This is a genomic window from Campylobacter sp. RM16192 (genome assembly GCF_004803855.2).
Classification (GTDB): Bacteria; Campylobacterota; Campylobacteria; order Campylobacterales; family Campylobacteraceae; genus Campylobacter_A.
Window position 1 is genome coordinate 1,771,924 of record NZ_CP012552.1, and the last position, 22,628, is coordinate 1,794,551.

At 40.4% G+C, this 22,628-nt stretch carries 21 protein-coding genes; 12 read left to right on the forward strand and 9 right to left on the reverse strand.

The window, feature by feature from the left end; genetic code table 11:
* Window positions 1–7 precede the first annotated feature (7 nt).
* A complete protein-coding gene (locus tag CDOMC_RS09445) occupies window positions 8–994 on the reverse strand; it encodes an argininosuccinate synthase domain-containing protein (protein ID WP_172129540.1) in 987 nt (328 codons plus the stop codon).
* Window positions 991–2,634: a DNA primase gene (gene dnaG / locus CDOMC_RS09450; protein ID WP_172129541.1), complete on the reverse strand. Its 1,644-nt coding sequence runs from the start codon at window positions 2,632–2,634 to the stop codon at window positions 991–993. The genes CDOMC_RS09445 and dnaG overlap by 4 nt, the downstream gene beginning before the upstream one ends.
* Window positions 2,635–2,806: 172 nt before the next feature.
* On the opposite strand from dnaG, the gene CDOMC_RS09455 reads away from it, so the two are divergent.
* From CDOMC_RS09455 to CDOMC_RS09480, 6 genes are all read left to right on the forward strand, one after another.
* Entirely contained in the window at window positions 2,807–3,832 is a 1,026-nt protein-coding gene (locus tag CDOMC_RS09455) for a CDC27 family protein (protein ID WP_236861317.1), read from the forward strand.
* Entirely contained in the window at window positions 3,810–4,244 is a 435-nt protein-coding gene (gene rnhA / locus CDOMC_RS09460; RefSeq protein ID WP_172129542.1) for a ribonuclease HI, read from the forward strand. The genes CDOMC_RS09455 and rnhA overlap by 23 nt, the downstream gene beginning before the upstream one ends.
* 2 nt (window positions 4,245–4,246) lie before the next feature.
* On the forward strand, window positions 4,247–4,924 hold the full coding sequence (gene rnc, locus CDOMC_RS09465) for a ribonuclease III (protein ID WP_172129543.1): 678 nt from the start codon (window positions 4,247–4,249) through the stop codon (window positions 4,922–4,924).
* Window positions 4,921–5,994 (forward strand): chorismate synthase, encoded by a 1,074-nt coding sequence (gene aroC / locus CDOMC_RS09470; protein WP_172129544.1) that lies wholly within the window; start codon window positions 4,921–4,923, stop codon window positions 5,992–5,994. Before rnc ends, aroC begins: the two co-directional genes overlap by 4 nt.
* Before the next feature lie 393 nt (window positions 5,995–6,387).
* Window positions 6,388–6,612: a hypothetical protein gene (locus CDOMC_RS09475; RefSeq protein ID WP_172129545.1), complete on the forward strand. Its 225-nt coding sequence runs from the start codon at window positions 6,388–6,390 to the stop codon at window positions 6,610–6,612.
* Window positions 6,596–7,045, forward strand: a complete 450-nt coding sequence (locus CDOMC_RS09480) for a hypothetical protein (RefSeq protein WP_172129546.1) — start codon at window positions 6,596–6,598, stop codon at window positions 7,043–7,045. The genes CDOMC_RS09475 and CDOMC_RS09480 overlap by 17 nt, the downstream gene beginning before the upstream one ends.
* Before the next feature lie 71 nt (window positions 7,046–7,116).
* Here CDOMC_RS09480 and CDOMC_RS09485 read toward each other — a convergent pair whose 3' ends face one another.
* Both CDOMC_RS09485 and purB read right to left on the reverse strand, forming a co-directional pair.
* On the reverse strand, window positions 7,117–9,489 hold the full coding sequence (locus CDOMC_RS09485; protein ID WP_172129547.1) for a ribonucleoside-diphosphate reductase subunit alpha: 2,373 nt from the start codon (window positions 9,487–9,489) through the stop codon (window positions 7,117–7,119).
* Window positions 9,490–9,519: 30 nt separating this feature from the next.
* A complete protein-coding gene (gene purB / locus CDOMC_RS09490; RefSeq protein ID WP_172129548.1) occupies window positions 9,520–10,851 on the reverse strand; it encodes an adenylosuccinate lyase in 1,332 nt (443 codons plus the stop codon).
* Between the two features lie 147 nt (window positions 10,852–10,998).
* Between purB and CDOMC_RS09495 the strand changes: the two genes are divergently transcribed.
* A complete protein-coding gene (locus CDOMC_RS09495) occupies window positions 10,999–11,919 on the forward strand; it encodes a pseudouridine synthase family protein (RefSeq protein ID WP_172129549.1) in 921 nt (306 codons plus the stop codon).
* Window positions 11,920–12,047: 128 nt separating this feature from the next.
* Here CDOMC_RS09495 and rlmN read toward each other — a convergent pair whose 3' ends face one another.
* The 5 genes from rlmN to CDOMC_RS09520 all read right to left on the reverse strand — a co-directional run bounded on the left by rlmN (window position 12,048) and on the right by CDOMC_RS09520 (window position 17,077).
* Window positions 12,048–13,109, reverse strand: a complete 1,062-nt coding sequence (gene rlmN / locus CDOMC_RS09500; protein ID WP_172129550.1) for a 23S rRNA (adenine(2503)-C(2))-methyltransferase RlmN — start codon at window positions 13,107–13,109, stop codon at window positions 12,048–12,050.
* Window positions 13,106–13,672, reverse strand: coding sequence for a phosphorylase family protein (locus tag CDOMC_RS09505; protein WP_172129551.1), 567 nt, complete (start codon window positions 13,670–13,672; stop codon window positions 13,106–13,108). Before CDOMC_RS09505 ends, rlmN begins: the two co-directional genes overlap by 4 nt.
* A 79-nt stretch (window positions 13,673–13,751) precedes the next feature.
* The gene (hisF, locus tag CDOMC_RS09510; protein WP_172129552.1) at window positions 13,752–14,507 is read right to left on the reverse strand and encodes an imidazole glycerol phosphate synthase subunit HisF; all 756 of its coding nucleotides are present in this window, start codon (window positions 14,505–14,507) and stop codon (window positions 13,752–13,754) included.
* A 130-nt stretch (window positions 14,508–14,637) separates the two neighbouring features.
* Entirely contained in the window at window positions 14,638–16,233 is a 1,596-nt protein-coding gene (locus CDOMC_RS09515; protein WP_172129553.1) for a DUF4857 domain-containing protein, read from the reverse strand.
* A 10-nt stretch (window positions 16,234–16,243) separates the two neighbouring features.
* Window positions 16,244–17,077, reverse strand: a complete 834-nt coding sequence (locus CDOMC_RS09520) for an ABC transporter ATP-binding protein (protein ID WP_172129554.1) — start codon at window positions 17,075–17,077, stop codon at window positions 16,244–16,246.
* Window positions 17,078–17,271: 194 nt separating this feature from the next.
* Here CDOMC_RS09520 and rsmA point away from each other — a divergent pair, with 194 nt between their 5' ends.
* The 5 genes from rsmA to CDOMC_RS09545 all read left to right on the forward strand — a co-directional run bounded on the left by rsmA (window position 17,272) and on the right by CDOMC_RS09545 (window position 22,538).
* Complete coding sequence (gene rsmA, locus CDOMC_RS09525; RefSeq protein WP_172129555.1) at window positions 17,272–18,123, forward strand: 16S rRNA (adenine(1518)-N(6)/adenine(1519)-N(6))-dimethyltransferase RsmA; 852 nt, start codon at window positions 17,272–17,274, stop codon at window positions 18,121–18,123.
* Complete coding sequence (locus tag CDOMC_RS09530) at window positions 18,080–20,251, forward strand: ribonuclease J (RefSeq protein ID WP_172129556.1); 2,172 nt, start codon at window positions 18,080–18,082, stop codon at window positions 20,249–20,251. The genes rsmA and CDOMC_RS09530 overlap by 44 nt, the downstream gene beginning before the upstream one ends.
* Window positions 20,252–20,259: 8 nt before the next feature.
* On the forward strand, window positions 20,260–21,222 hold the full coding sequence (locus CDOMC_RS09535) for a KpsF/GutQ family sugar-phosphate isomerase (protein WP_172129557.1): 963 nt from the start codon (window positions 20,260–20,262) through the stop codon (window positions 21,220–21,222).
* A 14-nt stretch (window positions 21,223–21,236) separates the two neighbouring features.
* Window positions 21,237–22,001 carry a pseudouridine synthase gene (locus tag CDOMC_RS09540; RefSeq protein ID WP_172129698.1) on the forward strand — a complete coding sequence of 255 codons (765 nt, stop codon included), beginning with the start codon at window positions 21,237–21,239 and terminating at the stop codon, window positions 21,999–22,001.
* Between the two features lie 93 nt (window positions 22,002–22,094).
* Window positions 22,095–22,538: a DUF417 family protein gene (locus CDOMC_RS09545; RefSeq protein WP_172129558.1), complete on the forward strand. Its 444-nt coding sequence runs from the start codon at window positions 22,095–22,097 to the stop codon at window positions 22,536–22,538.
* The last annotated feature ends 90 nt before the right edge of the window (window positions 22,539–22,628 follow it).

Sequence of the window (22,628 nt, forward strand, 5' to 3'; positions counted from 1 at the left end):
CTCTGCTTTAAGTTATAAACCACTCCTGGGCAGGGCTTTTATCCTCAAACGGTTTTGCGATGATAGTTTTTTCGCCAATTTTAGCGCTATACTCGCGCTCTTTATCAGCTCTCGTGTAGGCAAGTGCAAGACGCACGGCAAATTTAAGATCCTCTTCATCAGCATTTAAATTTATAAAACTAACCGCGCCCACAACGCTATCATCAAACTCTATTTGAGCAAATTTCGGATTTTGAAGCGCGAGTAGTTTTTCGTTATCGCTTTCGTCGCGTCCGATCACCATCTTTGAGCCGTTTTTAAGCCGTAAATGCCGCCCGATCCTAAGAAGCTGCATATCTTTTAGGCTCATATCCTTATCAAATTTTAAAAAGTCCTTTATCTTGTTTGCAAAGCCTTCAACTGTGAGCAAGCACCCACCGGCTGGGCTTTCAAAGTCGCTAAATCCAAATTCTTTAGCTAGCTTTATCTGAGGCTTTCTATCTCTGCCGCTAAGTCCAAGCAGATGCTCTCTATCGACCCAGCCATCGCGCTCGGGCTTTGTAGGTTTCATAAGAAGTGCCGACATAGGACGCAAGATAAGATCGTCTTCATCTCTAGCCAAAGTCTTTACATGCACCATCGCATCGCGTTTTTGACTCATCGGACGCTGCCCTAGAACCTCACCCGTAGCGATGAAGCTAGCGCCCTCATCCTCAAGCATACTTAAAGCGGTTTTAAACATGTACGCGTGACAATCAATACAGGGGTTAAAGTGCTTGCCGTAGCCAAATTTCGGGTTAAAAAGCACGTTTTGCAAGTATTCACTTCTGATATCTACTATCTTTAGCTTCGCGCCCGCCATCGCCGCACGCTTTTCAAGCACGTCAAATTTGCCCTCACCCGCGCCAAATCCTATATCTATATGCACCGCTGTTACTTCGATGCCTTGCTCTTTTAAAAGCCTGATAGCAAGCATACTATCAAGCCCGCCGCTAAACAAAACCAATGCCTTCATCGTTTGAGTTTCTCCAAAATCATCCCTATCTTTTTTAAAATTTCTATTTTGTCACTGCGATTTGAGGACAAATACTCTCTTCGCATATTTTCGTAAAATCTTATCTTGAGTATCTTTACCGCTTCTAAAATTTGCTCCTCGCTTTGCATGATATCTACATCTTCAAGCGAAATTTCACGCAAGATGGCCTCATCCTCAGGCGATCTGCGTAAAATAGCTTCAAAAATTTCGCCGTGATGAGTAAAATACTCTTTTTTCACCAAATCCAAAATCATATCACTTAACCCGTTTGCCTCCGCAAGCGTCTTTAAAAGCTCAAGCTCAAGCTTGTCCTTTTGATAAATTTTGCTAGGCATAGCTTGTATAGCCTGTTGCCCAGGTGCATTAACCCGCACGCGTCCGTTCGTAAGCGCAAAGGAATTCATATCTATCTTAAGCAAATTTGCCACAAGCGGCGCATAAGAATTTGCAATTATCGGCTTTAAACTCATAGTAAATTCGCGCACCTCTTCAAGAGCCTTTTGCTTTTGTATCGGGCGAGTTAGGTCAAATTTAGCCACTAAATTTCTTATATAAAACTCTCCGATCTCAACTCCGCTTTCAAACATATCGCCAAGCTCTTTTATCTTGCCTGCTACGACCATATCGGCAGGATCGGCTCCACCTTCAAGGATAACGACACTTCCGTCTATCTCGTTTTGCGCAAGCAGGTGAGCGGATTTAACAGCCGCGTTTATGCCCGCACTATCACCGTCAAAGCAAAGCACCACGGTTAGCTCACCTCGTTTTAAAAGCGGCAAGTGCTTTTGCGTAAGAGCCGTTCCAAGTACTGCAACTGCGTTCGTAAATCCGGCATGATGAAGCATAATCACGTCAAGATAGCCCTCGGTGATGATGATTTGATTTTTGGCGTGAATGTCGCGTTTTGCCAAGTGATAGCCGTAAAAAAGCGTTGATTTATCAAAAATTTCACTCTGAGGCGAATTTACGTATTTAGCCTGATGCCCCGAAAGTGTGCGTCCTCCAAAGCCAACAAGCTTGCCCGTGTGCGTGTAGATTGGAAAAGTGATACGCTGGATAAAACTTGCGTAAATTCCGCTTTCATTTTGCTTGACGATGCCTGATTCAAGCGCTTCGTTTGGCAAAATTTGCTCGTTTTCAAGCAGTCTTATCGTCTGAATGCTATCAGGCGCAAAGCCAAGTTCAAATTTCTCACAAAGCGCATCCGTAACACCCCGCGAGTATAGATACTCTATCGCTGCAGGAGTCTTATAAAGCAAACTGCGATAGTAGGCGTTTGCTTTTTCAAGGACGTGTTTATTTTCTTTCACATTTTCACGCTCGTTTTTTACGTAATTAAGCGTGAAATTTGAAAGCATCGCTATCTTTTCGATAGCTTCCGGATATGTAAGCTTCTCGTAATCCATCACGAATTTTATGACGTCTCCGCCCGCCTTGCATGAAAAGCAGTGAAATATCCCGCGGCTTGGGCTCACGCTCATGCTCGGGTTTTTATCGTCGTGAAACGGACATACGCAGACGTAGTTTGAGCCTGATTTTTTAAGCGGGATATAGTGTCCTACGATGTCGATTATATCGGCTTGTTCTTTGAGTTTTTCAATGGATTTTGGATCTATCATAAGCGAGATTATACAATCACTTGTTTGATTTCACACTGAACCGCTACCTAAAAGCCATGGGGCAATCTTTGCTAAAATTTATAAAGCTAAACCAAGCACCAAAGACAAGCGGGAATAAAACCAAACGACATTTTTGCTATAATAAGCTTAAAATTTAGCGTTGGAATTTACATTGGATATATTTTTTATAGAGTTTAGAGATCCGATTTTCGGGCTTGTCGTGTTTGTTTCGCTTGTCCTTATGATAGCCGTTTTAAGCTACATCTGGGGTGTTTTTAGAAACAAAGACGAAAAGCAGGAGTTGGAGAAATTTTTAAAGAAATTTGACAAAACCGAAGGGCTTAGCAGCGAGCATAAAGATATGCTTGTCAAATTTGACGTAGATAGTGCCTCTCTTTGTTTTCTAGCAAACACGTTTGCAAAGAGCGGTTACTTCGAAAAGGCGATAAACATCTACTCGATCGCACTTAGCAAAGCAAAGAGCAAAAGCGAAAAAGAGCCTATTTTTACGGATTTGGGGCAGGTCTTTTTCAAAGCGGGTTTTTTGCAAAAGGCTAGAGATATATTTTTAGAAGCGTTAAAGCTATCTCCGCGCAACCAAACCGCGCTTAAATTTCTAACAGTCGTTTATGAAAAATTAAAAGAGTATGACGAAGCGCTAAACGCTCTTGATGCGCTTGAAGAGCTTGGACTTGACGTCAAATCCCAAAAAGCCTATATAGATATCATGAAAATTTTGATAGATAGGCAGATGAGTCTGGAAGAAAAAACCGATAAAATTTTAAAGCTTAAAGACAAATTTACTCTTGCCAATCGCATGGCTCTTGAAAACTGGCTGCAAAAAGGAGCGGATATCGTAAATTTCCCTGATTTTCCGCCATTAAAAGACGTTTTTGATATCATCTACAGACAAGAGCGTGCAGTAAATTTAAGCGATGAAGAGTATAAATCGCTATTTTACGCTAAAAATTTAAGCGACGAGCCGACAAAAGAGCTTGGATTTGAGCTTGAAGTGATGACGAATTTAAAAAAAGCGGGCTTTAACAAAGCCGATCTTAGCTTTAATTACATCTGCAAAAATTGTAAAAACTCCTTTCCGCTTCATTTTTACCGCTGTCCGATCTGCCACGAGCTAGGAAGCGCTCAAATTTTGCCTCATATCACGGAAAAATCCAATGAAAACAGTATGCCTTTTTAGCGACGGCTCATGCCTAAATAACCCGGGCGCAGGCGGTTGGGCATATATCCTAGAATACGGCAAACACACAAAAGAAGCAAGCGGAGCCGAAGCCATGACAACTAACAATCAAATGGAACTTAGGGCTGTTATCGAAGGGCTAAAAGCTCTAAAAGAGCCTTGCGTCGTTAAGCTTTACACCGATAGCTCATACGTGGCAAACGCGATAAACGAGTGGCTTGAGGGCTGGGCAAAAAAGGCATTTAAAAATGTAAAAAACGTCCCAATGTGGCAGGAGTTTTTAGAAATTTCAAAACCTCATGACATCCGTGCCACATGGGTTAAAGCTCACAACGGACATCCGCAAAATGAGCGTTGCGACACGCTGGCAAGGCAGGCAGCAACTAAGATAAAAGATGAAGGCAACCTATAAAAATGCAAAATTTAAAAGCACTTGAAGAAAAGCTGGGATACAAATTTAAAGAAATAAATAACCTAAAAAACGCGCTTACGCACAAAAGCTGCAAAAAAGGTAAAAACAACGAACGGCTTGAATTTTTAGGCGATGCAGTGATGGATCTGGTGATCGCTGATTACTTATTTCGCAAATTTAAAAACACTGACGAAGGCGATATGAGCAAGCTTCGCGCCGCACTTGTCAATGAAAAAAGCTTTGCAAATTTGGCAAGCTATCTGAATTTAGGCGAGCATATATTTATATCCGCAGCCGAAGAAAACAACGGCGGACGAGAGAAAATTTCGATACTATCAGACGCTTTTGAGGCGGTTATGGGCGCTATTTACATAGAAAGCGGCTTTGAGGAGGTTAATAGCGTAGCCATAAGGCTCTTTGAGATCTGCTATCCTGATATCGATCTTAAAAATTTGACCAAGGATTATAAAACGACTTTGCAAGAAATCACTCAAGCCAAGCTTGGCGTAACACCCGAATACAAGCTCGTGCGCTCATTTGGACCCGATCACAAGAAGGAATTTGAGATCGCGCTTTTGCTAAAAGATGTTGAAATTTCTCGAGCTATCGGCAAAAGCAAAAAAGAAGCCCAGCAACTTGCGGCAAAAACGGCGATAGAAAAGATCAAGGACAAATCATGAATTCATTCGGACGAAAGCTTATTTTAACAACCTTCGGCGAGAGTCACGGAGCGGCGATCGGCGGCGTACTTGACGGATTTCCTGCGGGAGTTAAGATATATGAGGAGTTCTTACAAGGCGAGCTTGATAAGCGAAAGCCGGGGCAGTCGAAATTCGCCACCGCAAGAAAAGAAGGCGACAAAATCGAAATTTTAAGCGGGATTTTTGAAGGCGTTAGCACAGGCACACCGATCGGATTTGTCATCTACAACGAAAATCAAAAATCAAAAGATTATGAGAATTTGCGTGAAATTTTTCGCCCGGGACACGCCGACTACACATACTTTAAAAAATACGCAATTCGCGACCATAGAGGCGGCGGGCGAAGCTCTGCAAGAGAAACTGCCGTGCGAGTGGCGGGCGGGGCGTTTGCTCAAATTTTATTAAATGAATTTGGTGTGAAAGTAGAGAGCGGTGTAAGCGGAGTAGGAACCGTAAAAGCGCAAAAATTTGACTTTGACGTAGCGGGGAATTCTGAAATTTTCGCACTTGATAAAGAAAATTTGATGATGGATGAGATTTTAAAAGCTAAACAAGCTCACGACAGCGTGGGAGCTAGCGTCGTAACGAGAATTTTAAACGCTCCTGCGGGGCTTGGCGAAGGATTATACGACAAGCTTGACGCAAGGCTTGCCGCTGCGATGATGGGTATAAACGGAGTAAAAGCCGTAGAAATCGGCGAGGGTGTAGAAGCAAGCGCAATGCTAGGAAGCGAGAATAACGACTGCATGAATGAAGCGGGCTTTCTCTCAAATCACGCAGGCGGAATACTTGGAGGCATGAGCACGGGAGCTGAAATTTTGATAACTACGCATTTTAAGCCGACTCCTTCGATATTTCTGGCTCAACAAACACAAAATATCCACGGCGAAAATGCAATCTGCGAGCTTCGCGGCAGACACGATCCGTGTATCGGTATCCGTGGAAGCGTCGTTGCAACCGCGATGGCAAGGCTTGTGATAGCTGATTTTATGCTTTTGAATTTGGCTTGTAATTTAGAGAAGTTAAAAACAATATATAAAATACAATAATTTATTAAAAATAAAAATTGATTATTGGAATAAATAATTTTAAATGTATTTTAAACTTATTTTTAATATGATACAGTTTAATTAATTATTTTTAATAAAGTATGTTAAATCAATAAGTTTAATTTAATTGTTATTATTGCAATAATTTTAGGCGGTTGTGGTCATAGAATAGACATAATTCCACAAACAACCAATAGTTTTAAATCACACCAGATCATAGCTACTCCTAGCGACACTCAAAAATACATGTTTAAGTACTTACCAAATAATATAATAGTTTCTAATAGCAATATTAGTTTTACTTACTCATTTACATATTTAGATCAAAAAACATCAATAGAGTTTGATACAGTAAATCTATTATTTAATCCATTGATTCTAGTTGGTTTTCCAATGAGCAGTGATGTATTTAAAATGGCTGGTAATTTACGTTTTTTTAATAATTCTCATACTATAAATTTGAGTGCTGTTTGTGTTAGCAATGTTTCAAGAAATTTATTTAATAATACAAATATGACAAATCTCAGAAATAAATGTATAGAAAAAATAAAAATTAATCTACAAAATCAAATTAATGAAATATTTGAAAAAGGAAGTTTTGATGTGTTTAAAAAATAAAGTTTTTCAAGTTTGTCTTTTAATTACTGTAGTATTTTCAATAAGTGGATGTGGTGCAAAAGGTGCAAAATTTAGTGTTTTTGAAAAACCAAAAGAAAATAAAGCATTGCTTTATGTTTATCGTCCAAGTGCATTTACAGGAGGAGGTGTTTTTTATGATGTAAAAGCAACAATTCCAAGCAGTCCTACAATAGTTTTAGGAGAACTTAGAAATGGTGGATATATCAAAGCAGATCTTGAAGCAAACGAAGAAATTGAAATTTGGGCAAAAACTGAATCAAAATCATCAGTTACTATAGAAACAAAAGCAAACGAAACTTATTGTGTAAAAGGCGAAGTTGGTATAGGTTTTTTTATAGGAAGACCACATTTAAAACAAGTTGATTTAGAAAAATGTAAGAAAGAAATAATAAATACTAGATCCACAGAATAATTTATATAATATAGCGCACACAAAAACAGTAGGCTTGTATAAAATAACAAAAACCTACTGTATAAAAACTACTATTGACACCCCTCGCACTCGATAGAACGATCGGCTACATTATTTACCTTGTTGCTATCAGGGCTTTCAGAGCGCAGATAGTAGGTTGATTTAAGTCCAAGCTCCCAAGCAAGCGTGTAAATTTCGTTCAGATAGCCGCCACTTGCCTTATCAAGGCTCATGAATATATTTAGGCTTTGTCCTTGATCTATCCACTTTTGGCGTATAGCGCCGGCTTTTACCAAGACTCTTTGATCAAGCTCATATGCAGGCGTGTAAAACTGCCATGTATCAGGGCTTAAATCAGGCACGACAGTCGGTATCATGCCGCTTAAATTCTGCTCAAACCACTTGCGTTTGTACACAGGCTCAATCGTCTGTGTGGTGCCCACAAGGATAGATATCGAGCTAGTCGGCGCGATAGCCATTAAGTAGCCGTTTCTCATGCCGTCGGTTTTAACCTTCTGCCTCAACCAATCCCAATCGCAAGTATCCTCATCAAACAGCCCTCCGCGATTTACGAGAGCTTTTGCGTTTTCGTTTGCTACATCTATCGGGAAAATTCCTTTGCTCCATTTTGAGCCTTCAAAAGTCGGGTATTTACCCTTTTCAACGGCTAAATTTGAACTTGAGTAGATAGCTTGGTAGCTGATATTTTCCATTATGCTATCTATCAAGGCTAGGTGGTCGTAGCTACCCCATTTGATGCCTTTAAGCGCGAGCATTTGAGCTTCGCCCATCACGCCAAGTCCGATCGAGCGAGAGGATAAATTCGTATGTTTTACTTTTTTGTGCGGATAGAAATTTAGATCGATTACGTTATCAAGCATCCTAACGGCGATCGGCACTACTCGCTTGATATCCTCTTTGGAATTTATCTTGCTTAAATTTATGCTTGCCAGGTTGCAAACCGCTGTTTTACCCTCTACGTTTTCTTTCTCAACGATGAAAATTTGCTTTTTGTCTATGCTGTCAAGCGCGCTTAGTTTTTTGGCTTTTTTAGTTATGCCGCTATCAATAGTAACGTCATCTTCCTCATCAAACACCATCTCTTCGCCATTATCAAAAGTTATTTTGATCTTGTAATAATTAGGCTCGGTATTTTGGAAAATTTCGGTGCATAAATTTGAGCTTCTGATAAGCCCGTCGTGATCGTTTGGATTGGCTCTGTTTGCATTATCCTTAAAGCACAAAAACGGCATGCCCGTCTCAAAGTAGCTGGTTAGAATTTTCTTCCAAAGCTCTTTAGCTAAAATAGTGTTTTTCTGGATACTTTCGTCGTTTTCATACTCTACATAACGCTTTTCAAATTCTTCGCCATATAGGTCGCATAGATCCGCTACCTGCGCAGGATCAAAGAGAGTCCAGCGACCGTTTTCCTTAATGCGCTTCATAAAGAAGTCATTTATCCAAAGTGACGGGAACAGCTCATGCGCACGTCTTCGCTCCTCGCCTGAGTTCTTGCGAAGATCCAAGAAATCGCCCACGTCCATATGCCAAGGCTCGATATATACGGCTATCGCGCCCTTTCTGGTGCCTAGCTGATCGACCGCTACGGCTATGTCGTTGGTTACTTTTAAAAACGGGATTATACCGCCTGCTGCGTTTTTATGTCCGTCGATACTTCCGCCCATAGCTCGTACCTTACACCAGTCCCAGCCGATACCGCCGCCAAATTTAGAAAGCAGCGCCATCTCTTTGTAGCTGTCAAAAATTCCTTCGATATTATCAGGCGTGCTGCCGATGTAACAGCTGCTTAGCTGATGGCGAGTTGTGCGAGCGTTTGAAAGTGTCGGGGTTGCAAGCATGACCTCAAATTTGCTGATGAGGTCATAAAATTTCTTCGCCCAGCCTTGGCTATCAAGCTCATTTTGCGCAAGAAACATCGCGATAGCCATAAACATCTGCTGTGGAAGCTCGATAGGCTTACCCTTGCTATCCTTGATAAGATAGCGATCATAAAGCGTTTTGATACCAAGATAGGCAAACTGCAAGTCGCGCTCAGGCTTTATGTAGTTGTTTAGGTCATCAAGGTCGTATTTGTCCTTAAGCCCCGGGATGATGCGCCCTGCTTTCTCGCCCTTTTCAAAATATTCACGCAGATGGTTGTAGCCGTTATAGCCTGTTACCTTGTGGTATAGGTCGTAAAGAAACAGTCTTGCCGCGACAAATGTCCAATTCGGACGATCTATGTCGATCTTATCAACCGCTGTTTTGATGAGCGTCTGCTGGATCTCTTCGGTCGTTATCATATCGCGAAACTGGATCTTCGCATCAACCTCAAGCTCGCTTAAATTTACGTTTTCTAGCCCCTCAACTGCGGCACCTGTATATTTCTTGATCTTACTTATATCAAGCTCTTCCGTTCTTCCGTTACGCTTTATGACTTTCACTTAATTCCTTAAATTTCTACTTATCAAATCTTACTTATCAAATACTCTTTTAAAAATTCCATCCACATTTTTCGTGTAGTAGCTGTACTCAAAACACTCTCTTATCTCTTTTTCGCTAAGCGCTTTGCTTAGATCCTCATCGTTTAGTAAATTTTGCAGATACAAGCTCTCGCCTTTTTCATTTATAGCCTGCTTGCCCTCTTGCAGATCAGCCCAAACCTTCATCGCGTTTCTTTGCACGATCTTATACGCATCCTCACGAGAAATTCCACGTTTTGGAAGCTCTAAAAGCACACGCTGGGAAAATACAAGCCCACCTGTAAGGTTTAAATTTTTCATCATATTTTCAGGATAAACGACCAAATTTTCTATCAAATTACTAAGACGAACCAGCATAAAATCAGCCGTTACAAAGGCATCTGGCAGCACAAACCTCTCGACCGAACTATGGCTGATATCGCGCTCATGCCAAAGCGCTACGTTTTCAAGCATAGGCGTCACATACGAACGAAGCACACGGCAAAGACCTGTGATATTTTCGCTTAGAACCGGATTTCGCTTATGTGGCATCGCACTTGAGCCTTTTTGTCCAGCACTGAAATACTCCTCGCACTCATAAACTTCGGTGCGCTGATAGTGGCGGACTGCTACAGCTATCTTCTCGCAACTTGCAGCAAGTATGGCTATGGCGTTTATCACGTGTGCGTAGCGGTCGCGCTGGATCACTTGATTTGACGCAGGTGCAGGAGTAAGCCCCAGCTCAGCGCAAGTTAGCTCTTCTAGCTCAAGCGGCGCATGCGCAAAATTTCCCATGGCGCCCGAAATTTTGCCGTAGCTTATCACTTTTTTAGCACTCTTAATGAGCTCTAAGGCGCGATTTATCTCATCATACCAGATCGCAAGCACAAGCCCAAAAGTTATCGGCTCGCCGTGAATTCCGTGGCTGCGACCAACCATAAGCGTATCTTTGTGCTCGTAAGCGCGTTTTTTAATCGCACTCATCAAATTCTCAACATCTTTTATGATAAGTTCAAGGCTCTCTTTAACCTGCAAAGCAACGGCAGTATCGATACAATCGGAGCTTGTCATACCAAAATGCACGAAGCGGCTCTCCTTACCAAGGCTTTCGCTCACGCTAGTTAAAAACGCGATCACGTCATGCTTGGTCGTCTTTTCTATCTCGTCGATGCGAGTGATGTCAAATTTGGCGTTATTTGCTATCTTTTTGCAGTCCTCATCACTGATAAACCCAAGTTTATTCCACGCTTTAACCGCAGCGATCTCGACCTTAAGCCATGCGTCATACTTTGCTTGCATGCTCCATTTTTTAGCCATCTCTTTGCGCGAGTATCTCTCTACCATTTATTAGCCTTTTATGAGAATTTTTGTATAATTTTTAAGAGAAAAATTATACAAAAACTGCCCTGAAATAGCGGTTAGAAATGTATAAAATAAAACTTAAATTTCGTCTTTAATTGTTTTATAAATATTATATTCAAAGAGTTAAATTTGCCATATATCAATAAATTTATTGCCATTGCCGATTCTCAAAAAGCTTATGAAGTGCTGATAAATGCAGGCTTTAAGATGAGAGAAGCGCAGCGACTTATAGATAGAGGAAGGCTTCTTTGCGATGGTGTTATGGTAAATGAAAAAAACGCTGTTTTAAACGGTGAAATTTGTCTGATTGACTACGAAACGAACCCGCGCGGACTTGAGCCAATATTTGAATGCGAGGAGTTTGCCGTATTTGATAAACCAAGCGGAGTTTTAAGCCATCCAAACGGTAGAAACTGCGAATACTCACTAAATGATGAAATTTGGCACTTATACGGTCGAGAAGCAAGCGTGGCACATCGCTTGGATTTTGAGACGAGTGGTTTAATTGTAGTTGCGCGAAACAGAGTCTCGCAAATAAAACTAAAAAAGCTTTTTGAAAGCAGAGAAGTTGAAAAAAGCTACGTCGCAATGGCAAGTGGCGAGATCAAAAACGATATGATAATAGAAGCCAAAATGGATCTTGCAAATAACTACGACGATGTAAAAATGCGTATGCAAATTTGTGAAGATGGCAAGGATGCAGTTACTAAAATTTCTCCGATAGAGTATTTTGCCGACATAGATGCAACTTTTGTTCGAGCCGTTCCACTTACAGGAAGGCAGCATCAAATTCGTTTGCATTTGTTTCACGTAGAACACAAAATTTTAGGCGAACCACTTTATGGATTAGATCGCGAGCAGATAATCAAAATTTTAGATAAGGAAATGAGCAAAATAGACAGGATAAATTTAATTGGCGCAAGCAGACTTCTGCTTCATTCAGATGAAATTTCATTTGAATTAGACTACAAAAGCTATCATATCAAATCAAAATTTGACGCAAAAACTGAATTTTATAAATTTGCAAAAGAGAAATTTGAACTAACTTAATGAACTAACAAGACAAAAGAGTTAGCCTTATCTTTCATCCTTATCAAAAATCGCGACTTTTATAACTAACGCTAGTCCGGCGATCACCACAATAGATATAAAGATGATTTGTGAGACATCAAGAAGGCTCATTTGCTCTCATTTCTTTGCTTGAGCTGTCCGCAAGCAGCCGAGATATCAAGCCCTTTGCTTTGGCGAATAGTACAAGTTACGCCATGATCCCTAAGATACTCTTGAAATTTAAGCATATCTTCAAGCTCGGGGCGTCTGTATTCGCTACCTTCGTGAGGGTTAAAATAGATAAGATTTACTTTTGCCTTAATGCCGTGAAGCAGCTTCACAAGCTTCTTCGCATCTTTTATACTGTCATTCATATCTTTGATGACAAGATACTCAAACATCACTCGCTTCCTCATATCGATAGGAAATTCTCTGACAGCTTGCATTACGGATTCGATATTGTAAGCCTTATTTATCGGCATGAGTTTTGTGCGAAGCTCGTCTGTTACGGCATGTAGCGAAATCGCAAGCAGCACTCCTAGATCCATCTCTCCAAGCTTTTTTATCTGCGAACCAAGCCCACTAGTGGACACAGTCTGCCTTCTGGCACCGATAGCAAGCCCGTCGTTTTCCATAAGAATTTTGATCGCTTTTGAGACATTATTTAGGTTATCAAGTGGTTCGCCCATCCCCATATAAACGATATTTATACGTCTCTCGTAAGGGATATTATTATCTTTTTTTATCCATAAAATTTGCCCTACAATCTCACCCGGAGTTAAATTTCGCTTTAGCCCTCCTTTGGCAGTAAGACAGAACGAACAGCCCATACGACAACCTACCTGCGAACTTACACAGATAGTATATCGCGCATGGCGGGAAATTTTACCATCTTCGTGTGTCTGCTCTTCTTTCATCGGTAGCAAAACACTCTCTATACGCGAACCGTCTTTAAGCTCAAAAAGATACTTGATCGAGCCATCACTGCTCTGCTCGGCTTTCACACAGCTTAACGGATCGAAGTAAAACTCCTGTGCAAGCTGTTCTCGCATAGCCTTTGGCAAATTTAGCATCTCATCAAAGCTATCTGCGCCTTTCTTATAAACCCACTCATAAACTTGCTTGGCACGGAATTTTGGGCTCAGCTCGCTCTCAAGCTCCTCAAGCGTATAATCAAGCAAATTTCTCATATCAATTTTCTCTCTTTAAGTGAATTTATAAGTTTTTCTTTGGCTTTCTGGTGATTTTTTATAAAGTCTTCATGTGCGTTTTGGTTGCAAAAATTTGTTGCGACAAATATCCCTCGAGCTGAGATTTTAAATTTTTCAGCCACTTTTAATACTGCAAAAAATTCCATATTTTCCAAAGCATAACCAAGCTCTGCAAGCTTGTATGCTAAATTTTCATCGGTCGTGATAAAATTTGACGAATTTACTCGGATAGTTTCACGTGGAACTTTGGCATTTAAATTTTTGTCATAAATTTGTACTGATAAAATTTGAGTTTCGCACGGAGTATAGCTTTTATTTTCTAAGCTTGAAATTTCGATATTTGCAGCTATTTGGCTCTCATAAATATCAAAAATTTCTCCGCTTTTGTAAAGCCCTACCGAACCTATAAATATAATCTCATCAGGCAAATCTGCTCTATTTTCACATAAAAATTTAGTCAAATTTATACTCATATCCACAAGCCCTACCCCCATCGGAAGAGCAAAATCAAAAATTTCATTACGACCAGCAGAGATTATCACGCTCTAGTCCCTATAAATTCACAATAATCAAATTTAAATTTTAGAAAATCAAGCTCAAAGCAAAGCATAAATTTAATTCTCAAAGTCTAACCTCTATGCCATTTTCACGCAGATACTCTTTAAGTTTTTTGATCTCAACTTCTCTAAAGTGAAAGATAGAAGCAGCTAAACAAGCATCAGCACCTGCCAAAAATGCGTCTTTTATGTGCTCCATATTTCCCGCACCTCCACTTGCGATGACGGGGATGTTAAGCTTGCTAAACATTCGCGTAATATCAAGATCGTAACCGTTCTTAGTGCCGTCTCTATCCATCGAAGTTAACAGTATCTCGCCAGCACCGCGCTCCTGAACTTCTTTCGCCCAAGCAAACGCATCTTTGCCCGTATCTATCCTGCCACCGTTTATAAATACGTGATAGCCACCTTCAAAACTCTTAGCGTCAATCGCCACTACGACGCACTGTGAGCCAAATTTATTTGTAGCTTCGTCTATCAAATTTGGATTGTGAATGGCTGCTGAGTTTAAGCTTATTTTATCGCATCCTACGTTTAAAAGCCGTGAAATATCATCAAGCGTTTTGATGCCACCGCCCACAGTTAGCGGGATAAATAGCTCGCGAGCCACCTTCTCCACGACATCTACAATCGTATCTCGCCCAAGATGAGTCGCCGTGATATCAAGGAAAGTAAGCTCATCAGCGCCCTCTTCATTGTATCTTTTGGCGATCTCTACAGGATCTCCGGCATCGACAAGACCTACAAAATTTACGCCCTTTACGACGCGACCATCTTTAACATCAAGGCACGGGATTATACGTTTGGCAAATTTATTCACGGCATACCTTTAAGTGATTTTCGGTGATTTTATCAAAAATTCACTTAATAACTGCTCGCAGTGAATTTATAGTTCTCTCAAGAAAAACAAGACAAGAAATTCGAGCTTAAACCATTGTCAAAAAATTAAATTAACGCTCTGTTAGTTTGATTTCACCGATTTTCTCAAAGCTATTTTTATCAAAAACATAAGCCCTATAGTCCTTGCCATCATCAAACCTAACTTGCAAATACTTAGGATCAAAGCTAACTCTAAGACGCATAGTAGCGGGGTCAAATTTCGCCGTCTCAAGCTCTTTTAGCTCGTAATTTTTACTAAATAGATAAATTTTGCCTTCATTAAAGCCAAGTCCTAAAAACTCGCTATTTTTGCTCTCATTTATATGTAGATAATGAAAATTTTTAAGACTCTTAACCGCTTCAAAACTCACTTTATCATCATAAATTCTCACATTAAAAAACTCGCCGGCACTATCTTTAAAAAACAGTCCCGCATCAAACGGCTTTAAATTTGTAAATCTTCCAAAAACAGCCTTAATCGGAAATTTCACGCCCAAATTTTTAGCATCTTTATTTAAAATTTGGCTAAATTCGCTCTCCTCGTCACCGTCATGATGAAAAATGCGAAATTTATCCTTATCAAAATAAATCATATCATCGCTAAAAGGTATGGCTGAAATTTTAGGATCGGGGTTAAAGAGCGGATAGAGCGGAATTTCAATCGGCACCGCGTCCTTTGGTGCGTAAGTCATCGACATCCTAGCCTGCCTTATATCAGCCTCGCTAAATACCTCATCGCCGATTTTAACGGGCATTTTGCCTTGCTGTTTTAAGTCCATATAGTAGTTAAAGGCAAGCTCGTTTTTATACTCCGTTTCGTTTTTAAAAACCTTTCCACTAGCGCTTCTGTAGGCGAAATAATGCCCGCCCAAATTCTCTTGAAATACAAATTCTTTCAGGCTCGGCGAGTAAAATATATAATACCTTTCGGATTTGTTTGCGAATTTCTGCTCGTAAAATTTATATCCGCCAAATCCCGCTATGGCTAAAATTCCTGCGTAAATTAACGACAAAAAGGCTAAATTTATCGAGGTTTCCTTGTGAGATATGAGAGCGTTAAACCCAAGCAAAACGGACAGCAAAAGTAAAATAAAAATAAGGATAAAACTTTTAAAATAAAACGTAACCGCAAAGCAAATTATGACAAAAATAACGCTTGAGATAGCCGCTCTAAGGCTTTTTTTATCAATTAACGCCGAACTTGTAAATATATAAAAAACTGCCGAACTTAAGCAAAAATAACACCAATTTATAAAAATCTCTTTTGTGATGACGATAGGATAAAATTTGTTTGCCAAAAACACAAGCCAAGTGCCAAAAACAGCCCAAATAACCACAAAAAACAAGGCGGCAAAAATATAGTGCCAAATCAAAATTTGAAAGCTTGACACAGGCAGATGAAGCAGGCACTTTATACGGTTTCGTTGCGGCAAAAATTGCGCCAAAGCTACACAGAAAAAGCTTGCCGAAATAGCCGCAAAAGTTACAAATTCGGGCTCGTTATCAAAAAACACATAGCCGTACCAGATGACTGATTCTGGGTGAATGGCTCCGAATTTGTAACTAAGATCAAAGCTAAACCAAGCAAAAAACAGAGCTAAAACCAAAATCAAAAATCCAAAAAACAGCCCAAGTCTTGTAATTTCTTTTAAAAATATCGACCTCATTTCACCCTCCCTACTCGTATCTGCCTACAAAGCCTAAAAATTTATCCTCAAAACTTGCATTTTGCGCCTCAAAACCGTCTATATCTACAAATCCGTAAGCCATTTTGTGATGTTTAAATTCATCTATATTTTTGAAATTTTTTCCGCTTGCATCAAATTCTTTCGGTAGTTTATAAACCTTAAAATCCTGCATAAATTCACTCATCTTGCTTTGAAAAATTCGCCCTCCTCGCTCGACAATCAAAAACTCATCGATCAAATTTTCAAGATCGCTCATTACGTGACTTGTGACGATCACTGTCTTATCCTTGCCGTCAAGATAGTCCTTGAGATAATCGCCAAAAAGCCGCCTATATCCAGCATCAAGACCCATGGAATAATCATCAAATATAAGCACTTTGGCATCTTGCGCAAACAGCGAAGCAAGGATAACTTGGGACTTTTGCCCAAAGGACATGGAATTTAGCTTTTGATCCTTGCTGAGTTTTAAAAGCTTTGCCAAATCGTTATAAATTTTGCTGTCCCAGCGCGGATAAAACGCGGATAAAAACTCCTCATACTGTGCGATACTTAGATGATCAAAGCTCGTAAATCCCTCAAATAGCAAGGCGATATCGCGCTTGGCTTCGCTGTCAAGGCTGAAGCTATTTTTGCCAAGAACCCTGCACTCGCCGCTTTTTGGACGAATATAGCCCATTAGGATATTTATAAGCGTGCTCTTACCCACGCCGTTTCTGCCCAAAATCCCAAACACGCTGCCCTGCTTTACGTTAAAACTCAAATTTTCGTAAATCAGCTTTTTGCCGTAAAAATGCGTGACGTCCTTTACTTCGATAGCGTTCATAAAAAGCCTTATATAAAATATTATTGAAAATTCTATTACATTATTAATAAGGAGAATCTTAAGAGTTATTATCATAAATATGCCAAAAATTCAAGGCTAAAATTTCGTCCAAATTTCGATAAAAAACAAAGCCGTAATGATATTTATTTTTCAAAATAAACTTTTTATAAGCAAAGTTTGGATAAATTTGCCAAATGATCAAGGCAAAGAAACATTTTGGACAAAATTTTTTACACGATCAAAATGTGCTGAACAAAATCATCCAATCGATTCCCAAAGATATGCAAAACATAGTAGAAATTGGGCCTGGCTTAGGTGATTTGACGTCAAAAATTTTGCAAATTTCAGATTCGGTTACGAGCTACGAGATAGACGGCGAGCTTTACCAACTGCTTGAAAAAAAGTTTGCAAAAGAAATCAAAGACGGACGATTAAGACTTTTTTGCGTAGATGCGTTAAGTCGGTGGGACGAAAGCGGTTTGAGTGAGACAGACTACTTTTTAACGGCAAATTTGCCCTACTACGTCGCCACCAAGATGATTTTAAACGCTATCGAAGATGAGAGATGTCGCGGACTTGTTGTGATGATACAAAAAGAGGTCGCGGTCAAATTTAGCGCCAAAGGCGGTGAGAGCGAATTTAGCGCGCTGTCGATTTTAGCATCGCTTCAAGGTGGCTGCGAGCTACTTTTTGACGTGCCAAGCGAGTGTTTTAACCCGCCTCCAAAGATAACCTCATCTGTTATAAAGATCGAAAAAAGCAAAAATTTGATAGGCGAAAATGCTGTTTTTAATACCGAATTCGAGTATGAAAAATTTAAAAAATTTCTAAAAACCGCTTTTGGCACACCAAGAAAGACGCTTAGTAAAAATTTATCGGCAAATTTCGATAAATGCTTGCTAGCTGAAATTTACGGCGAGCTAAATTTGAGCCAAAATTTACGTCCTCACGAGATCGATGTCAATCTTTATCTAAAAATATTTGAAAAATTAAAGGTAAAAGATGAACGAAGACAAAGTTGTAGTCTCCAAAGGAAAGAGCAATAAAAAGCGAAGATTTCGCCCAAAAAACAAAAATAATCAAGGCGAAAACAATGCAGAAATAAGTGCCGAACAAAAAGCGAGCAATAACGTTATAGATAATTTTTTTGCGACCTCTTTTGACGGCGAAACGCAAAATAAAAGCCACGAAAGCTCCGCTAAACAAAACGGCAAAAAAGCCAACTCAAAGCAGCACAAAAAACAAAATTCTCAAAATGGCGGACAAAATTCTCAAAACAATTCAAAAAATGCCAAGCAAAACGCTGAAAATAAAAATACCGGCACTCAGCAAAACAGCCAAAACGGCTCAAACGATGATGCTCAAAAACCAAAAAAGAGTAAAAAGCCGAAAAAAAATTTGCCGGCCAAACTAAACGGTAACGAGCAATGGCAACAAGACATCGCAAGCGCGATAGAGGCGAACAAAGCTACTCAAGAGCTTCGTCTTGAGCCGCTTAAATACCTAAATTCAAGCGAGCATAAGATCCGCGTAACTCCACTTGGCGGGCTTGGCGAGATCGGCGGAAACATGACAGTGTTTGAGACCGAAACAAGCGCGATAATCGTAGATATCGGCATGAGCTTTCCAAGCGAGAGCATGCACGGAGTTGATATACTCATACCTGACTTTGACTACGTGCGAAAGATAAAAGACAAGATAAAAGGCGTTATCATAACTCATGCTCACGAAGATCACATCGGTGCGGTGCCGTATTTTTACAAAGAGTTTAAGTTCCCGATCTACGCCACGCCTCTTCCGCTTGGAATGATAAATAATAAATTTGAAGAGCATGGGCTAAAGCAGGAGCGTTCGCTATTTCGCTCGGTTGAAAAGCGCAAGCCTTATCTAATCGGTGATTTTGAAGTGGAGTGGATACATATAACTCACTCGATTATCGATTCATCAGCACTTGCCATCACGACAAAGGCGGGTACGATCTTGCACACGGGTGACTTTAAGATAGATCACACGCCTATAGACGGCTATACGACCGACTTAGGACGTATCGCATACTACGGAGAGCGAGGTGTGCTGTGCTTGATGAGTGATAGCACAAACAGCTACAGAGAAGGTATCACAAAGAGCGAAAGCAGCGTAGGAAAGACCTTTGACGCGATATTTGCCAAATCCAAAGGGCGCGTGATAATGAGCACATTTAGCTCAAACATCCACCGCGTATATCAGGCTATCGAGTGGGGGCTTAAATATAACCGCAAAGTCTGCGTCATCGGCAGAAGTATGGAACGCAACTTATACACGGCAATGGAGCTAGGCTACGTAAAGCTTGATAAGAAAATTTTCATAGATGCAAATGAAGTAGGCAAATACAAAGACAACGAGGTGCTAATCGTAACCACCGGCAGCCAAGGCGAAACGATGAGCGCGCTATATCGCATGGCGACCGATGAGCATAAATATATAAAAATCAAGCCGACCGATCAGATCATAATAAGCTCTAAAGCAATCCCGGGAAATGAAGGAAGCGTATCGACGGTGCTAAATTTCTTAATAAAATCAGGCGCAAGCGTAGCGTATCAGGATTTTAGCGAAATTCACGTAAGCGGACACGCCGCGCAAGAGGAACAAAAGCTCATGATCCGCCTAACGAAGCCGAAATTTTTCCTTCCAGTTCACGGCGAATATAACCACATCGCAAAACACAAAGAGACAGCCATAAGCTGCGGAGTGGACGAGCGAAACATATATCTTATGAGCGACGGCGATCAGGTTGAAATTTGCCAAAAATATATGAAAAGAGCAAAAACCGTTAAGACCGGTAAAGTCTTTATAGATAATCAAATCAACAAGCAAATTTCAGACGATGTCGTTATCGACCGCCAAAATTTGGCAGAAGCGGGCGTAGTAATGATCATCGCTCAAATTTCACGTCACAGCCAAAAGCTCATAAACAAACCGCGTGTAATTAGCTACGGTCTTGTTGCAGACAAGCAAGACGGGGAATTTAGCAAAGAGATGGAAGAGGTGCTCGTGCAGTTTTTAAGCAACGTAAAAGAGGAGCTTCTCAAAGACAGCCGCATGCTTGAAAGCCAAGTGCGCCAAGTGATAAGAAAGCATATATTTAGAAAAGTGAAAAAATACCCGACTATCGTTCCGATAATTTATTTGATGTAAGGTTTAAAATGCAAGATATGATACAAATCGCAAGCGAAGTGCTGAAAGAAGAGGCCGCCGAGCTCATTCGTCAGGCTAACAAGCTTGGAAGCGAGATAGATGAGGCGGTAAATTTGATGTATAACGCCAAAGGCAAGGTTATCGTAACGGGAGTCGGCAAAAGCGGTCATATCGGCGCTAAGATAGCTGCCACGCTTGCAAGCACGGGCACGCCAAGCTTTTTTATACACCCGACCGAAGCGATGCACGGCGACCTTGGCATGATAGATGAAAATGACGTTGTTTTGGCGATAAGCTTTAGCGGCGAGAGCGATGAGCTCGTGCGAATTTTGCCGCATATTAAGAGATTTGGCATCAAGATAATCGGCATGGCAAAGAGCAAGGAAAGTAGCCTTGGCAAATTTAGCGATGCGCTTTTAAATTTAGACATCATCAAAGAGGCCTGCCCGCTAAATATCGCTCCTACAACATCAACCACGCTAACCTTAGCACTTGGCGATGCGCTTGCAGTTTGCCTGATGAGAAAAAGAGAATTTAAGCAAGAAGATTTTGCAAATTTCCACCCGGGCGGAAGTCTTGGCAAAAGGCTATTTGTTAAGGTCAAAGACGTGATGAAAACGCAAAATTTACCGATCATAAAAGATAACGTTAGTTTAAAAACCGCGATTGATGCGATGACTCACGGCAAGCTTGGCAATGTACTGCTGGTTGATGGCGAGGGCAAATTAAAAGCCGTTTTAAGCGACGGGGACTTGCGTAGAGCGCTCATGAGCGAGAGCTTTGACATCAACGAAAAAGCGATAACTTACGCAACTAAAACGCCAAAAACACTAACAAACAAAGAGATGTTAGCGATAGATTCGCTAAGGCTGATTGAAGAGTATAAGATCCAAATTTTAGTAGTGCTTGACGAGGGCGAAAGACCGATCGGAGTGCTACACATACACGATTTATCGAGCTTGGGGCTATGATGGAAAATTCAAAAATGAGACTAAACAAATTTATCTCGCACAACACAAGCTACTCACGCCGAGAGGCTGACGAATTAATCAAAAACGGCAAAGTTAGCGTAAATAACCGAGTTGTTAGCGAGCTTGCCACAAGCGTTAGCGATGAAGATAAAGTTAAGATAAACAGTCGCTTGGTCAAGCTTAAAAAGGATTTTACAGTGATCGTCTATCACAAACAAAAGGGCGAGCTCGTTAGCAAAAAAGATGATCGCGGACGAAAGACGATATATGATAGCTTGCCGCGAAATTTTGCTAAATTTGTAAGCGTTGGCAGGCTTGATTATGCGAGCGAAGGGCTTTTGCTGCTAACTGACGCGCCTGCAATCGCAACTGCGCTCATGGAAAGCGACATAGAAAGAATGTACTATCTAAAAGTGAAAGGCGAAGTAGGGCAGGAGGTGATAACCGCGATGCAAGAGGGCTTTTTCGCCGCAGACGCAACCAAAGGCGCGCATGCTAAAACCGAGATCAAATCAATGGAATTTAAGCCCTTTTTAGCGTATAAAATTTTTGGCTCAAGCGGAGGATACACAAAGCTAAAAGTCATCATAAACGAAGGTAAAAACCGAGAGTTAAGAAGGTTTTTTGGATATTTTGATCTTGAAGTTATGGATCTGAAGCGAGTGAGTTTCGGCCGAGTTGATCTTGGCATGCTAAAGCCCGGCAAATGGCGCTACTTTGAAAATAGCGAATACGAAGATCTAAGGGATTTTTTAAAAACCAACAAAATTCGCTACTAAATTTAGCCGACCTCTTCGGCTAAATTCTTAAATTTCACACTAGATAACACTTCTTTTATTACAATTTTGCAAATTTTAAAAAATAGGACAAAAATGCAAAATCTAATTCATAAATTTATCAGTTCGGAATTCGAGATCAAATTCGCAAGATTTGCGCTCATCTTAGTGCTGTTTTTATTTGGCAACTACAAATGGTTTGAGTTTAAAGTGGAGCTTTTAAAGCCGATCATCTCGGGCACTTGGCTAAATTTTCTCTACACCATTTTTGGTTTTCACGGAGCTAGCTATTTTTTAGGCGTTGTTGAAAGTATCGGATATATCGCACTTGCAGTTGGATATAAAAAGCCAAAAGCCGGAGTTTTGGGTTCACTTATCGTTATCATGACAGGTCTTGTCACACTTAGTCTAATTCCTCAGCTTGGCAAGCCAGATGGCTTCATACTAAAAGATATTTTCATGGTTGCAATTGGCTTTATAATCCTAAAATACGATCTAATCAGAATACAAAAAGCTAGTAATCAAGCCTCGCTAGTCTAAATTTTACGCTTTCAAACTCGCACGATAAATAAAAGCCGTGCGGGTTAATAAACCAAATTTGGCTTTTAATTTCAGCAAATTTCATACTTG